Consider the following 15,066-nt stretch of genomic DNA (forward strand, 5'->3'; position numbering starts at 1 on the left):
CGCGCTCCGACCCGGGCACGGGCACGCTGCACCGTACGGCGCTGCTGGCGACCGCGCCCGGCGCGGTGGTCGCGCTGGGCGAGCCCGGCTCGTCGGCGGCGCTGGACGTACCGCTGCTGCGGGACCGCCCGCTGCTGGACGGGGCTCCGGCGGCCTATGTGTGCCGGGGCTTCACCTGTGACGCTCCGGTCGGGGACCCGGAGGCCCTGGAGCGGTCGCTGCGCAACTGAGCCTCACGGGGCGGGACTTCGGCGGCGGGACTTCGCCTCCCGGCGCTTGGCCGGCCGGCCCGGCTACTCGGGGCCGAGGGTCTGGAGGGTCCCCCGCTCCACCACGCGCAGCGACCGGTCGAGGAGCCCGGCCAGGTCCTCGCGCGGCTCGTCGCTCTCCGCCCAGAAGAACAGCGCCTCCGCCAGCGCGCCCACCAACGCCCCGGTGCACACGCGCAGTTCGAGGGAGCGCTCGTCCATGCCCGTACGTCCGGCGAGCGCCGAGGCCAGCGTCTCCACCGTGGCCGACATCTGCTCGGTCATGCGTGCCCGCAGCGCGGGGACGTCCTGGACGAGGCGCATCCGCTGCCGCAGCTCGGCGGGACCGGGGCCCGGTTCCCGGTGCAGCGACTGCTCGGCGACCTCCAGCAGGGCCCTGCGCAGCGCGGTCACCGGGGGCTCGTCGGCGGGGCGGGTCAGCAGCGCGTCGTGGATCAGCGGGTCGTACTCGTCGGTGAGCACGATGTCTTCCTTCGTGGGGAAGTAGCGGAAGACGGTGCTGGGGGAGACCTCCGCCTCGTCCGCGATGCGCTCGACGGAGGTGGCCGTGTAGCCCTGTTCGCCGAAGAGCCGGTAGGCGGCCTTCCGGATCGCCCGCCGGGTCTTGATCTTCTTCCGTTCACGCAGTCCGGGGCGGGCGGCGGCCGCGTTCGCGGGTCCGGTCGGGGACCCGGCTGCGGACGTGCCGGAGGACTGGGCGGGTGCGGGGGCCATGGACTTCATTGTCGGCCATCGCCGCTCGCGGGGGCCAGGAGTACGCCGTCGCCGGGGGGGGGCGCCCCGGTGCCGTCCGTCAGGCGCCCCGGGCCCCTTCCGCTTCCGGTGCGGTCCCACTTCGGACGCAGGGCCGTGGCGGGGGTACGCCGGGTGGCCAATAACACGTGGCCGCCCGCGCGACCTGCCCGTAGGGTGGCCGAATGCAGGTGATCCAGTCGGCGAAGCTCGCGAACGTCTGTTACGAGATCCGGGGTCCGGTTCTGGAGGAGGCGACGCGGCTGGAGGCGGCCGGCCACCGCATCCTCAAGCTCAACACCGGCAATCCGGCGCCCTTCGGCTTCGAGTGCCCGCCGGAGATCCTCGAGGACATGATCCGCAACGTGGGCGACGCCCACGGCTACGGGGACGCGAAGGGTCTGCTCGCCGCCCGCCGCGCGGTGATGCAGCACTACCAGACGCAGGGCATCGAACTGTCCGTCGAGGACATCTATCTGGGCAACGGCGTCTCCGAGCTGATCCAGATGTCGATGCAGGCGCTGCTCGACGACGGCGACGAAGTCCTCGTCCCCGCCCCGGACTACCCGCTGTGGACGGCCTCGGTCTCGCTGTCCGGCGGTACGGCCGTGCACTACCGCTGCGACGAGCAGTCCGACTGGATGCCGGACCTGGCGGACGTCGAGAGCAAGGTCACCGACCGCACCAAGGCGCTCGTCGTCATCAACCCGAACAACCCGACGGGCGCGGTCTACGACGAGGAGGTCCTGCGCGGCCTCACCGACATCGCGCGGCGCCACGGCCTGATCGTCTACTCCGACGAGATCTACGACAAGATCCTCTACGACGGCGCGACGCACACCCCGACGACGGTCGTCGCCCCCGATCTGCTCACCATCACCTTCAACGGTCTGTCCAAGGCGTACCGGGTGGCCGGCTACCGCAGCGGATGGATGGCGGTGTGCGGTCCCAAGAGCCATGCGCAGAGCTATATAGAGGGTCTGACGATCCTCGCGAACATGCGGCTGTGCGCGAACATGCCCGCGCAGTACGTCGTCGCCGCGGCCCTCGGCGGGCGGCAGTCCATCAACGACCTGGTGCTGCCGGGCGGCCGGCTGCTGGAGCAGCGCGACAAGGTGCACGAGCTGCTGACGCGGATCCCCGGCGTGACGTGTGTGAAGCCGAGGGGTGCGATCTACGCCTTCCCCCGGCTCGACCCGAAGGTCTACCGCATCAAGGACGACCGCGAGATGGTCCTCGATCTGCTGCGGGCCGAGCAGATCATGATCGTCCACGGTACGGGCTTCAACTGGCCCGAGCCCGACCACTTCCGCATCGTGAACCTGCCGCCCGTGAAGGAGCTGGAGGACGCGGTGACGCGGATCGGGACGTTCCTCGACGGCTACAGCCAGCCGTAGCGGCTCCTGCTCACGAGCGGCTCCTGCTCACGCCGCCGTGAGTCCGAGGGCCGCGGCGTGGAAGTCGCGGGACTGGCTGGCCACGACCATGGCTGGCTCGTCGTCCCGGTAGGTGGCGATCACGACGGCGTGACCCGCGAGCGTGTGCGCCCGGTGGTGCAGCGAGTCGATGTGCGCCGGATCGGAGACGCGCTCGGACGGGGCCGCGCGCAGAGGCGCCACACCGCCGCGGAGCCGGGTGATCACGTCGGCCAACTCCTCGGCGCCTTCGTCCAGTTCGGCGGCGGGCGTCAGCGCGCGCAGCTCGTCCGTGACCGTCAGCAGTGCCGTGAGGTGCCCGGCCAGCCGGATGTCCAGCTCCTCTTCCCTGGAGCGGTGCGGGAAGTCGGCGTCGGCCATGGCGTGTACCGACTTGCTGCGGATCGGTTCGTACATGGGGCGGCCTCCTGCGCGTTCACGTCGCCTGGATGACAGCCTAACTTAGACAGCGTCTAAAGTTGAGCCGTGTACATTTCATATCCGCACGACAAGTGCTCCGGCCGCCCGGGCCGGCCGCACCGCGCCCGCCGCCGGACCGCGGACGCACACGAAACGGCGCCCCCCGCCCTGCGGTGAGGGGCGCCGTCGCCGTACGCGGCGCGCGGCCGGAGCCGGAGCGCGTCAGCCCAGACGCTCGACCAGTGCGCGGTACTCGTCCCACAGCTCCTTCGGCGTGTGGTCGCCGAAGGTGTTGAGGTGCTCGGGGACCAGCGAGGCCTCGTCGCGCCAGACGTCCTTGTCGACGTCCAGTACGAAGTCCAGCTCCGCGTCGGTCATCGCGAGTCCGTCGCGGTCGAGGGCCTCCTTCGTCGGCAGCACGCCGATGGGCGTCTCGACGCCCTCCGCCTCGCCGTTGAGCCGCTGCACGACCCACTTCAGCACGCGGCTGTTCTCGCCGAAGCCCGGCCAGACGAACTTGCCGTCCTGGTTCTTCTTGAACCAGTTGACGTAGTAGATCTTCGGCAGCTTCGACTGGTCGGCGTCCTTGCCGACCTTCACCCAGTGCGCGAAGTAGTCGCCCATGTTGTAGCCGCAGAAGGGCAGCATCGCGAACGGGTCGCGGCGCAGCTCGCCGACCTTGCCCTCGGCGGCGGCCGTCTTCTCGCTGGCGACGTTCGCGCCGAGGAAGACGCCGTGCTGCCAACTGAAGGACTCCGTCACCAGCGGCACGGCCGAGGCGCGGCGGCCGCCGAAGAGGATCGCGGAGATGGGCACGCCCCGCGGGTCCTCCCACTCCGGCGCGATGATCGGGCACTGCCCGGCCGGGACGGTGAAGCGGGCGTTGGGGTGCGCGGCCGGTGTCCCCGATTCCGGGGTCCAGTCGTTGCCCTTCCAGTCGGTGAGGTGCGCGGGCGTCTCCTCGGTCATGCCCTCCCACCACACGTCGCCGTCGTCGGTGAGCGCGACGTTGGTGAAGACCGAGTTGCCCCACAGGGTCTTCATGGCGTTGGCGTTGGTGTGCTCGCCGGTGCCGGGGGCGACGCCGAAGAAGCCGGCCTCGGGGTTGATGGCGTACAGGCGGCCGTCCTCGCCGAAGCGCATCCATGCGATGTCGTCGCCGATGGTCTCGACCGTCCAGCCCTTGACGGTGGGCTCCAGCATGGCGAGGTTGGTCTTGCCGCAGGCCGAAGGGAAGGCGGCGGCGACGTACTTGGCCTCACCGCGCGGCGGCGTGAGCTTGAGGACGAGCATGTGCTCGGCGAGCCAGCCCTCGTCGCGCGCCATGACGGAGGCGATGCGCAGGGCGTAACACTTCTTGCCGAGCAGGGCGTTGCCCCCGTAGCCCGATCCGAAGGACCAGATCTCGCGGGTCTCGGGGAAGTGCGAGATGTACTTGGTGCTGTTGCACGGCCAGGGCACGTCCTCCTCGCCGGGCGCGAGCGGCGCCCCGACGCTGTGGACGGCCTTGACGAAGAAGCCGTCCTCGCCCAGCTCGTCGAGGACCGGCTGCCCCATGCGCGTCATGGTGCGCATCGAGACGGCGACGTACGCGGAGTCGGTGATCTCCACGCCCAGCGCGGAGAGCGGGGAGCCGAGCGGCCCCATGCAGAAGGGGACGACGTACATCGTGCGGCCGCGCATGCAGCCGCGGAAGACGCCTCCCTCGGAGCCTTCGCCCTGGAAGATCGCCCGCATCTCGCCGGGGGCCTTCCAGTGGTTGGTCGGGCCGGCGTCCTCCTCTTTCTCGGAGCAGATGAACGTACGGTCCTCGACGCGTGCGACGTCGCTCGGGTCGGAGGCGGCGTGGTAGGAGTGCGGCCGTTTCACCGGGTCCAGCTCGGTGAACGTGCCCTTCTGGACGAGCTCTTCGCACAGCCGCTCGTACTCCGACTCGGAGCCGTTGCACCAGACGATCCGGTCCGGTTCGGTGAGAGCGGCGATTTCCTCGACCCAGGAGACGAGCTCCTGGTGGCGTGTGGGAACGGTGTTGATGGCGGGAGCCGCAGAACTGCGCGCCACGATCTCTCCAGACGTTGAGGGTGAGGACGGATAACTCCGCTGGTATCCGCGATGTTCTGAATTCGTGCTTCAACTCGCCCCTTGGGGGCCGCGACCCGGATGCGTTCGGGGTGGTGCTGTGCTGGCTGTTCTGCGCGGCTCGCTCATCCGGTGTCACCCTTGCTCCTCTGAGCATGTGAGCGTATCGGCTGCCTGTCCAGATGGAAAGGATGTGTCCATTGCCACTCCGATGAGCGGCATGAGCGGCGGGAGAGCGGGTCGACGGCTACGGTCCCGTAGCTACGATGGGCCGCATGACTGACGTGCCTCGCTCGCAGGAGCCTGCGAACTGCGCGGGGACGGACTCCGAAGCAGCCGCGGACGCGACGAACGAGCAGCGGCAGCCCGGCAGTTCGACCGCCGCCACCCTGGAGTCGGCGGCGGCTGCCGTCACTTCGGCCGCGTCCAAGGGCGCCGCCGCGATCCCCGGACTCATCAAGCCGCGGCTGCGCGGCTGGCTGCACGCGGGGATGTTCCCCGCGGTGCTCGCGGCCGGGATCTTCCTCACTGCGCTCGCGGACAGCACGCGTGGACGCATCGCGTGTGCGGTCTACACGTTGACGGCCTGTCTGCTCTTCGGTGTCAGCGCCCTCTACCACCGTGGCGACTGGGGGCCGCGGGCCACCGCCGTGCTGCGCAGGCTCGACCACGCGAACATCTTCCTGATCATCGCCGGCACGTACACGCCGCTGACGATCCTGCTGCTGCCGGACGGCGGCTCCTCGCCGCTGCTGTGGGGCGTCTGGGGAGCGGCCCTCTTCGGCATCGCCTTCCGGGTCTTCTGGGTCGGCGCACCGCGGTGGCTCTACACGCCCTGCTACATCGCGATGGGGTGGGCGGCGGTCTTCTATCTGCCGGACTTCCTGCGCGAGGGCGGCATCGCGGTGCTCGTCTGCGTGATCGTGGGCGGGCTGCTCTACAGCGCCGGGGGCGTGGTGTACGGCATCAAGCGGCCGAACCCCTCACCGCGGTGGTTCGGGTTCCACGAGGTCTTCCACTCCTTCACGCTCGCGGCGTTCGCCGTCCACTACGTGGGGATCTCGCTGGTGGCGTACCAGCACCCGTAGTCCGCCCCGTAGTTCGCAGCCGTAGTCCGCAGCCGTGTCCCGAGTCCGGTCCTCGCCGGTCCTACGCCGGAGGGACCGGGACCGAGGGCGGTGCCGGGCGGAGGCCCGCGCGGTCAGGATGGTGCGCATGACCTCGCCTCCGTTCGACGTCGACGCCTTCCTCAGCCGGCCGCTCACCGCGCGGGTGGCGACCAACGGCCCGACCGTGCGCCCCGTGTGGTTCCTCTGGGAGGACGGCGCCTTCTGGATCATGACCGGGCAGGAGACCCGGCTGTGCCACCGGGTGCGCTCCGACCCGCACGTGGCGCTCGTCGTCGACGAGTGCGACGTCACGACCGGCTGCGTACGGCAGGTCATCGCGCACGGGGACGGGGAGCTGGTGCCGTTCGACGTGCCGCGGGGGCGGCGCAAGCTCGCCCGCTATCTCGGCCCGGACGAATCCCGCTGGGATCCGCGTCTGGCCGAGTATGTGGACGGACGCCCGCAGGGCCGCGGCAGCGTCTGGGTGCGTCTGGTGCCCACGATGCTGCGTGCCCGCGATCTGAGCTATACGGCCGCGCTCTGACGGAGCGCGTCAGCGGCGGAAGGCGGCGGCCTGCCGTGATCCCGAACTGCCGTGCCGCGGGCCTCCGTTGGGGTGGCGGGCCCGGCGGTCAGCGTGTGCGGCGTACCGAGCGGCCCGCCAGGACGTCCGTGCGGCGGCCGTCCGCGACGACCGGGCGGCCGTCGATCAGGACGTGCGGGATGCCCGTCGGCAGCACCTTCGGGTCGTCGTACGTGGCGCCCGGTGCGACCGTCGACGGGTCGAAGAGGACGAGGTCCGCGCGGTAGCCCTCGCGGACCAGGCCGCGGTCGGGCAGCCGGAGCCGTGCCGCCGGGCGCGAGGTGAGGTGGGCGACGCACTCCTGAAGGGACAGCACGCCCAACTCCCGTACGTAGCGCCCGAGATACTGCGGGAAGGTGCCGTACGCGCGGGGGTGCGGCTTGGCGCCCTGGAGGATCCCGTCGCTGCCGCCGGTGTGCACCCGGTGGCGCATCATGTGCCGCACGTTCTCCTCGTGGCCCACGTGCTGGAGGATCGTCGTGCCGAGCCGGTCCTCGGTCAGCAGCCGGCGGGCGGTGGCGAAGGGCTCCTCGCCGCGCTCGGCCGCCGACTGCGCGACCGTCCTGCCGACGTGGTCGGCGAGGGCCGGTTCGGTGACGCCGGAGATCTCGATCGCGTCCCAGTCCATCGGGACGCCGTGGCAGCCGTCGGAGCCCTCGACCTCCATGACGTGCCGGATCCGTGCGCAGATCTCCTCGTCCGCCAGCCGGGCCCGTACGGCGTCGGGGCCGCCCGCGCTCGCCCAGCTCGGCAGCATCGCCACGAGCGTCGTGCATCCCGCGGTGTAGGGATAGGTGTCGAGGGTGATGTCCGCGCCGTCGGCGAGGGCGCGGTCGAGCAGGTCCGTGAGCTCGGGCGCGCGGCCCCGGTTGAGGCCGAAGTTCATGGTGGCGTGGGCGAGATGGAGGGCGCAGCCCGCCTCCCGGGTGAGCGCGATCATCTCCTCGTACGCCCGCAGCGCGTCCTTGCCGTACGAGCGGTGGTGCGGGCAGTAATAGCCGCCGTACGCGGCCACCGTGCGGCACAGCTCGGTGAGTTCGGCGTCGGAGGCGTACATGCCGGGCGTGTAGGTGAGCCCGGAGGACATCCCGACCGCGCCCTGCTCCAGGCCCTCGGCGACCAGGCGGCGCATCTCGTCGGTCTCGGCGCGGGTCGCGGGGCGGTCGTCCCAGCCGACGGCGAGCATGCGGACGTTGCCCTGCGGTACGAGGTACGCGGCGTTGACGGCGGTGCCCTGGCGGTCGATCCGGTCCAGATAGCCGCCCACGGTGCGCCAGTCGAAGTCGAAGGAGGCGTCGCCGGGCGGGCTGCCGTTCCAGCCGGCGATGGCGCTGCGCACCTCCTCCAGGGTGCGGTCGTCGGCGGGGGCGTAGGACAGGCCGTCCTGGCCGACGACTTCGAGGGTCACGCCCTGCGCGGCCTTCGCCGCGTGGTCCGGGTCGCGCAGCAGGGCCAGATCGGAGTGCGCGTGCATGTCGATGAAGCCGGGGGCCAGGGCCAGGCCGGTGGCGTCCAGGGTGCGCCGTGCTCCGGCGGGGCGTGCGCCGCGGCTCTCGGTCTCGGGGGTGACGGAGGTGATGCGGCCGTCCTCGACGGCGACGTCCGCGCGGTAGGGGGCGTTCGTACCGGAGCCGTCGACGACGTCCGCGTTGCGGATGAGGAGGTCCATCGGGGCGGTCCCTTCCGGGTGTTGAACGGCGGCCGTGCGCGCGGCGGCGCGGGGGAGCGGCGAGGAGCGGCGCGTCAGAAGAACGTACGGACGTAGCCGGTGACCGTGCCGTCCGCGGCGGTCTCCGGGATGAGCTGCCACTTGTCGAAGATCGTGCAGGGGTGTGACAGGCCCAGCCCCACCCACTCGCCGACCTCGACCGGCGCCGTCGTACGGACCCATGCGTGCTGGTCCGAGAGGGCCGTGACCGTGAGGCCGTCGCCGGGGCGCGTCGTGCCGTCGGACGCGCGGACGGTGTGCGGCTGCGGCAGATGCAGATCGAAGGCGGCGTCGCGCTTGCCCGCGTTGAGGAACGCCTGGTCGGGGGCGGGGCGGGAGACGACCTGCGTCCAGAGCGTGAACGCGGCCTGGAGCGCGCCCTCTTGGGGGATGCGGTTGAAGGGCGTCTTCTCCCGGTAGGCGCCGTCGTCGTGCGAGACGTACGCCCCCGAGCGCAGCAGCTTCAGCACCGGCAGGGAGAGCGGCGGAAGCTGGGCGAAGACGTCGGCGACGGCGTCGAACCAGGCGCTGCCGCCCGCGCTCACCACGATCTCGGACAGTCCCTCGAAGCGGCCTGCGGCGTCGAACGCCTCGGCGAGCGCACCGAGGCGGCGCAGCCAGGCCGAGACCGACTCCGGTGAGGCGTCCGGGACTTCGCCCTCGTAGCCGGCGACGCCGACCAGGCGCAGCGTGGGGGCGGCGGCCACGGCGTCGGCGACGGCCGCGCACTCCGTCTCGCCGCGGATCCCGGTGCGGGCGCCCTCGCCGGCGGCGAGTTCGACGACGACGTCGAGGGGGCGGGAGGCGCCCGCGGCGGCGAGTGCGGCGTCCATCCGCGCGACGCCCGCCGTCGAGTCGACGTAGCAGACGAGCCGGAAGTCCGGGTCGGCGTCCAGTTCTTGGGCGATCCAGCGCAGGGCGGCGGCGTCCACCAGCTCGTTGGCGAGGAAGATCCGCGGAACGCCGAACGCCCGTGCCACGCGCACCTGATGGGGCACCGCGAGGGTGATCCCCCAGGCGCCGCGGGCGAGTTGGCGGTGGAAGAGACCGGGAGCCATGGAGGTCTTGCCGTGCGGGGCGAAGGCGAGCCCGTGCCGCTCGGTGTAGGTCTCCATCAGCGCGAGGTTGTGATCGAGACGCTCGGCGGAGAGGGCGAGGACGGGGGTGGTGAAGCCGCCGGTGAACAGGTTGCGCCGCTGCGCGGTGAGGGAGGCGACGGTGGTGCCCTCGGCGTCCGGCGGCAGTCCCTTGAACCGGAAGTCGATGCGCTCTTCGGCAAGGGAGGCGAGACGGTCCGCGCCGGCCATGGGGACTCCTGCTCCGTAGCGTCGAGCCGTTGCAGTAAATGCAACAGGCATTGCGTATTTCGCTCAGAGCTGTCTAGCATCCCGCCGAACACCCGTCAATCGATGAACCGATGAGGAGCGGATGCGGACAGTGGCACGCACCGACGCACCTGCCGACGCGCCTGCCGGCGCATGTGCGGACGGCACGGACGACGCGGACGACTCTGCCGACGTCGTCTGCCTCGGCGAATCGATGGTCACGTTCCTGCCCTCGCGGGCCGGACGTCTCGCGGACGTGCCCTCGTTCGCGCGGGCCATCGGCGGCGCCGAGTCCAACGTGGCCTGTGCGCTGGCCGGTTGGGGGCACTCCGTACGGTGGGTGAGCCGGGTGGGGGCCGACGGGTTCGGCGACCATCTCGTCGAGACGATCGCCGCGCAGGGCGTCGACGTACGTCATGTCGGGCGCGATCCGCAGCGGCCCACGGGCATCTACTTCCGTACGGACGGCGAGCGGCCCACCACGCTGGACGGCTCCGGTGCGGGTTCCGCTTCAGGCTCCGGTTCGGGTTCGGGTTCGGGTGCCGGTTCCGCCTCCGGGCCGGCAGCCGGTTCAGGTCCCGGTCCCGGTCCCGGCACCGCCGAAGTCGTCTACTACCGCGCCGGTTCCGCCGCCTCCGCCATGTCACCGCGCTCGGTGGACCTGGCCGCCGTCGACGACGCCGAGATCCTGCACCTCACCGGGATCACCGCCGCGCTCTCCCCGGAGTGCCTGGAGCTGATGCGGGTGCTGACCGGGCCGCGCGCGGGGCGTCCGCTGGTCTCCTTCGACGTCAACTACCGGGTGGGGCTGTGGGACCGGGCCCGCGAGGGCTCTCCGCGCGTGCTGCTCGACCTCGCGCGGGGCTGCGATCTGGTCTTCGCCGGTGAGGACGAGGCGGCCGCCGCCTGGGGCGTCACCGGCGGACCGTACGCGCTGCGGGAGCTGCTGCCCGAGCCCGCGGTGCTCGTCGTCAAGCAGGGCGCGCAGGGCGCGACGGCCTTCGTACGGGAGGACGCGGGCGCCGTGAGCGGTACGGACGGGCCCCAAGTCGCAGGCGGTACGGGCGGGTTGGGCTCTCCCGCCCGGGAGACCGTCCACTCCGTGCCCGCGCTGCGCGTGGAGGTCGCGGGGGCCGTGGGCGCGGGCGACGGGTTCGCCGCCGGCTTCCTCTCCGCGACGCTGCGCGGACTGCCCGTACGGGAACGGCTGCGGCACGGGCATCTGACGGCCGCCGCGGCGCTGACCGTCCCCGGCGACCTCGCCGAGCCGCCGCCGCGCGACCTCGCGGACCGGCTGGCGGCCCTGGACGCGGGGGAGTGGGGAAGACTGCGCCTCGGCCCCGGCTGGAACACACAGAAGGCGAACGCGACATGAGCCAGACCGTCGACCGTGCACTGAGCATCCTTCCCCTGCTCGCCGAAGGCCCGGCGAACCTGGAGCAGGTCGCGGCCCGTCTCGGGGTGCACAAGTCCACCGCGCTGCGGCTGCTGCGCACGCTGCACGAGCACGGCATCGTCCACCGCCAGCCCGACCAGCGCTACCGGCTGGGCTCCCGCATCTTCGCGCTCGCGCAGCAGGCCGTGGAGAACCTGGACGTACGCGAGATAGCGCATCCGCATCTGGTGGAGCTGAACGCGAGGACGGGCCACACCGTCCATCTCGCCGTGCACGAGGAGGACGAAGTCCTCTACATCGACAAGGTGGAGAGCCGCTACCCGGTACGGATGTACTCGCGCATCGGCAAGCCCGTCGCGATCACCAACGCCGCGGTCGCCAAGCTGCTGCTGGCCGATCTGCCCGAGCAGGAGCGGCGGGCCGTCGCCCAGCGGCTCGACTACCCCCGCTACACGGCCCGTTCGATCACCGACGCCAAGACCTTCCTCGCGGAGCTGGCGAAGGTGCGCGAACAGGGCTGGGCCACCGACCTCGGCGGCCACGAGGAGTCGATCAACTGCGTCGGCGCCCCGGTGCGCGGGCCGGACGGGCGCGCCGTGGCGGCCATGTCCGTCTCCGCGCCCAACGTCGTCGTCAGCGCCGACGAACTCCTCGGCCTGCTCCCGCTGGTGCGGCGCACCGCCGACGCCATCAGCGACGAGTACTCCGGAAAGACCCCAGAGAAGGAACGGCACCCATGAGCGAGAAGGCGGCCAAGACGGCCCTGACCCCCTCCACCCACACCACGCCGCCCGCGAAGTTCTCGCACGGCGTGCGCAAGGGCAACATCCTCCAGGTCGCCGGACAGGTCGGGTTCGCGCCCGCCGTGCCCGGCGAGGCGCCCACCCCGGTCGGCCCCGGGCTGCGGGAGCAGACGCTGCGGACGTTCGCCAACGTCGAGGCCATCCTGCGGGAGGGCGGGGCGAGTTGGGAGGACGTGGTGATGATCCGCGTCTACCTCACCGACACCGCGCACTTCGCCGAGTTCAACGAGATCTACAACGAGTTCTTCGCGGATCTCACCGAGGCGCCGGCGGCACGCACGACCGTGTACGTCGGGCTGCCCGCGGGGCTGCTCGTCGAGATCGACGCGCTGGCCGTGCTGGGCTGAGGCCGGCTCGGAGCCACGGGGGCCGGGCCGCGGGACCGGGCCGCGGGACCGCTCCCCGCCCCGGCCGCCCCTTCCCGGCCCGCCTGTCCCTTTCCTGTACGTCCCAGTTCCTGTACGTCCCCGCCCCGTACGCCTCGTGCCGTACGGCCGCTTCCCGTACGCCCCCGCGTACGACCGCTCCGCCCCCGACTCCCCGCAGGCATCGAGCCGTTGACACAGAAACCCCGAGGTCCACCATGTCCCTGCTCGCATCGGCGTCCGAGACGACGCCACCCCACACCGGCGGTCTGCTCGCGCTCATAGGCGGCACCCCGGGTCTGCTCCTCGTGGCGGCCCTGGGGATCCTGCTGCTGCTCTTCCTCATCATCAAGGTCCGGCTGCAGCCGTTCGTCGCGCTGCTCGGCGTCTCCATAGCCGTCGGCCTGGCCGCCGGGCTCTCGGTGACCGAACTCTTCGGCACCGTGCAGAAGTCCGACGCCGTCTCCCTCATCGAGGACGGCATGGGCGGCATCCTCGGCCATGTCGCCATCATCATCGGGCTCGGCACGATGCTCGGCTCGATACTCGAGGTCAGCGGCGGCGCACAGGCGCTCTCCAGCCGTCTGCTGGCCCTCTTCGGGGAGCGGCGCGCCCCGCTGGCCATGGGCCTGACCGGCCTCATCTTCGGCATCCCCGTCTTCTTCGACGTGGGCATCTTCGTACTCGCGCCGATCGTGTACGCGGCGGCCAAGCGCTCCGGAAAGTCGATCATCCTCTACTCGATGCCGCTGCTGGCGGGCCTGTCCATGACGCACGCCTTCCTGCCGCCGCACCCCGGACCGGTGGCCGCCGCGGGCCTGTTGAAGGTGGACCTCGGCTGGATCATCCTGATGGGGATCGTCACCGGCATCCCGGCCGTGCTCGCGGCCTGGGCGTACGCCGCGTGGATCGGCAAGCGCCTCTTCGTCGAGGTGCCGCACGACATGGTCGAGGCGGCCGAGGAGGCCAAGGCGGCCGTCGCGGCGGAGCAGAAGGCGGCCGGCGTCTCGACGGAACGTCCCGTCTCGCTCGCCGTCGTGCTCGGCATCATCGGCACCCCGCTGGTGCTGATCCTGCTGGCGACCTTCTCCTCCATCGCGCTCGACCCCTCGACCCTGCGCTCGGTCATCGAGTTCTTCGGGCACCCCTTCGTGGCGCTGACGATCGCGCTGCTGCTGGCGTACTGGCGGCTCGGGCTGGTGCGCGGCTGGTCGCGGCAGTCGCTGGAGACCGTCTCGACGGCCTCGTTGAAGCCGATCGGCAACATCCTGCTGGTGGTCGGCGCGGGCGGCGTCTTCGGCGCGGTGCTCGACGGCAGCGGCGTCGCGCAGGCGCTGGCGGACACCTTCGGGGACGCGGGTCTGCCCGTCATCGTGCTGTCGTATCTGCTGTCGCTGGTGCTGCGGGTGGCGCAGGGTTCGGCGACTGTGGCGATCGTCACCACGGCGGGGATCGTGGCGCCGCTGCTCGCCGCCGGCGATTACTCGCAGCCGCATGTCGCACTCGTCATCATGGCGATCTCGGCGGGCTCGATCTTCGCCTCGCACGTCAACGACGGCGGATTCTGGATCGTCTCCAAGTACTTCGGCATCTCCGAGCGGGACACCCTCAAGTCCTGGACGGTCCTGGAGTCCGTGCTGTCGGTCGCGGGCTTCGTCGTGGCGGCGGCGGTGAGCGTCTTCGTCTAGTCGGACCTCTTCCTCCCACTCCCGATCTCCCGATGCGACGCCCCCTCCGGAAGGCCATCTTCCGCTTCTGGGGGCGTCGTTGGGGTCTTGTGGGGGTGCCGCATCTGCACCAAGAATGCACGGCGTCACCCCCACACAACGAATCACCGTCACAGGATTCGGTGAAGGAGAGGAAACCCCCCACCATGAAGAAACCTCTCGTCGTCGGCTTGTCCGCGGCGTTCTTCGGAGCCGCCGCTGCCGCCGGTGTCCTCGTGCCGTCCGCCACGGCCGCCGAGGCCCCCTCGGCCCACGCCAAGGCGAAGGCCGAGATCAAGGCCGAGGCCAAGGTGTCCAAGGCCAAGGCCGCCCCGGACTTCGCGGGCACGGTCGCGCTCAGCAACTGTTCGGGCGCACTGGTGAAGATGCCGGACTCCAAGGCGTCCGACCCGGCGCTGGTGCTCACCAACGGACACTGCCGCGAGGCCGGCATGCCCGAGCCGGGCCAGGTCATCGTCGACGAGGACGTCAAGCGCGACATGACCCTGCTCGACGCCAAGGGCGAGGACGCGGGTCAGCTCACGTCCACGAAGATCGCGTACGGGACGATGACGGACACCGACGTCACGCTCTACGAACTCGACTCCACGTACGAGGACATCAAGTCGGAGACGAAGATCGACCCCCTTGAGGTCCAGGCGGCCCACCCCAAGGAGGGCACCGCCATGACCGTCGTCTCCGGTTACTGGAAGGAGACCTATAGCTGCTCCGTGGACGCCTTCGTGCCCGAACTGCGCGAGGACGGCTGGAAGATGAAGGACTCCATCCGCTACACCAAGGAGTGCGAGACCAAGGGCGGCACGTCGGGCTCCCCGATCATCGACGACTCCTCCGGCACGATCCTCGGGATCAACAACACCCGTAACGAGGACGGCGAGGAGTGCACCCTCAACAACCCGTGCGAGGTGGACAAGGACGGCAAGGTCACCGTCCACGACGGCATCGCCTACGGGCAGCAGACCCACACCCTCACCGACTGCGTCGCCAAGGGCAACAAGGTCGACCTGAGCCTGCCGGACTGCAAGCTGCCCAAGCCGTAAGGGACTTCGGCGACGACAGGCCCTGAACGTCGGGCCGCAGTCGGAGCCCGGCAGCCGCCGGCCGGCGGCGTGGTGCGGCGGCACCACGGCGCCGG

At 71.3% G+C, this 15,066-nt stretch carries 13 protein-coding genes and 1 pseudogene; 9 read left to right on the forward strand and 5 right to left on the reverse strand.

The features are described 5' to 3' along the window. A pseudogene (locus AN218_RS33195) lies at positions 1-230 on the forward strand (hypothetical protein); the annotation flags it as partial. A 63-nt stretch (positions 231-293) separates the two neighbouring features. Here AN218_RS33195 and AN218_RS33200 read toward each other — a convergent pair. Beyond that, positions 294-983: a TetR/AcrR family transcriptional regulator gene (locus AN218_RS33200; RefSeq protein ID WP_070020739.1), complete on the reverse strand. Its 690-nt coding sequence runs from the start codon at positions 981-983 to the stop codon at positions 294-296. 203 nt (positions 984-1,186) lie between these two features. Here AN218_RS33200 and AN218_RS33205 point away from each other — a divergent pair, with 203 nt between their 5' ends. After that, positions 1,187-2,398 (forward strand): pyridoxal phosphate-dependent aminotransferase, encoded by a 1,212-nt coding sequence (locus tag AN218_RS33205; RefSeq protein ID WP_070020740.1) that lies wholly within the window; start codon positions 1,187-1,189, stop codon positions 2,396-2,398. Between the two features lie 27 nt (positions 2,399-2,425). Here the strand turns inward: AN218_RS33205 and AN218_RS33210 are convergent, their stop codons facing one another. Both AN218_RS33210 and AN218_RS33215 read right to left on the reverse strand, forming a co-directional pair. Next, the gene (locus AN218_RS33210; protein WP_070020741.1) at positions 2,426-2,833 is read right to left on the reverse strand and encodes an SCO4983 family protein; all 408 of its coding nucleotides are present in this window, start codon (positions 2,831-2,833) and stop codon (positions 2,426-2,428) included. Positions 2,834-3,058: 225 nt separating this feature from the next. Beyond that, on the reverse strand, positions 3,059-4,897 hold the full coding sequence (locus tag AN218_RS33215; protein ID WP_070020742.1) for a phosphoenolpyruvate carboxykinase (GTP): 1,839 nt from the start codon (positions 4,895-4,897) through the stop codon (positions 3,059-3,061). 293 nt (positions 4,898-5,190) lie between these two features. On the opposite strand from AN218_RS33215, the gene trhA reads away from it, so the two are divergent. Then, a complete protein-coding gene (gene trhA / locus AN218_RS33220; protein ID WP_079132864.1) occupies positions 5,191-6,003 on the forward strand; it encodes a PAQR family membrane homeostasis protein TrhA in 813 nt (270 codons plus the stop codon). 127 nt (positions 6,004-6,130) lie between these two features. Continuing rightward, positions 6,131-6,568, forward strand: coding sequence for a pyridoxamine 5'-phosphate oxidase family protein (locus tag AN218_RS33225; protein ID WP_070020743.1), 438 nt, complete (start codon positions 6,131-6,133; stop codon positions 6,566-6,568). 88 nt (positions 6,569-6,656) lie between these two features. Here AN218_RS33225 and AN218_RS33230 read toward each other — a convergent pair whose 3' ends face one another. Both AN218_RS33230 and AN218_RS33235 read right to left on the reverse strand, forming a co-directional pair. Then, on the reverse strand, positions 6,657-8,276 hold the full coding sequence (locus tag AN218_RS33230; RefSeq protein ID WP_070020744.1) for an N-acyl-D-amino-acid deacylase family protein: 1,620 nt from the start codon (positions 8,274-8,276) through the stop codon (positions 6,657-6,659). A 74-nt stretch (positions 8,277-8,350) separates the two neighbouring features. Next, positions 8,351-9,622: an alanine racemase gene (locus tag AN218_RS33235; RefSeq protein WP_070020745.1), complete on the reverse strand. Its 1,272-nt coding sequence runs from the start codon at positions 9,620-9,622 to the stop codon at positions 8,351-8,353. 232 nt (positions 9,623-9,854) lie between these two features. On the opposite strand from AN218_RS33235, the gene AN218_RS33240 reads away from it, so the two are divergent. From AN218_RS33240 to AN218_RS33260, 5 genes are all read left to right on the forward strand, one after another. After that, positions 9,855-11,015: a sugar kinase gene (locus AN218_RS33240; protein WP_244900909.1), complete on the forward strand. Its 1,161-nt coding sequence runs from the start codon at positions 9,855-9,857 to the stop codon at positions 11,013-11,015. Next, positions 11,012-11,776, forward strand: coding sequence for an IclR family transcriptional regulator (locus AN218_RS33245; RefSeq protein WP_070020747.1), 765 nt, complete (start codon positions 11,012-11,014; stop codon positions 11,774-11,776). Before AN218_RS33240 ends, AN218_RS33245 begins: the two co-directional genes overlap by 4 nt. Further along, positions 11,773-12,186 carry a RidA family protein gene (locus AN218_RS33250; RefSeq protein ID WP_070020748.1) on the forward strand — a complete coding sequence of 138 codons (414 nt, stop codon included), beginning with the start codon at positions 11,773-11,775 and terminating at the stop codon, positions 12,184-12,186. Before AN218_RS33245 ends, AN218_RS33250 begins: the two co-directional genes overlap by 4 nt. Positions 12,187-12,422: 236 nt before the next feature. Beyond that, positions 12,423-13,892: a GntP family permease gene (locus AN218_RS33255; RefSeq protein ID WP_070020749.1), complete on the forward strand. Its 1,470-nt coding sequence runs from the start codon at positions 12,423-12,425 to the stop codon at positions 13,890-13,892. A gap of 185 nt (positions 13,893-14,077) precedes the next feature. Further along, positions 14,078-14,971 carry a trypsin-like peptidase domain-containing protein gene (locus AN218_RS33260; RefSeq protein ID WP_070020750.1) on the forward strand — a complete coding sequence of 298 codons (894 nt, stop codon included), beginning with the start codon at positions 14,078-14,080 and terminating at the stop codon, positions 14,969-14,971. The last annotated feature ends 95 nt before the right edge of the window (positions 14,972-15,066 follow it).

The organism is Streptomyces nanshensis, assembly GCF_001751255.1.
Taxonomy (GTDB): domain Bacteria; phylum Actinomycetota; class Actinomycetes; order Streptomycetales; family Streptomycetaceae; genus Streptomyces; species Streptomyces nanshensis_A.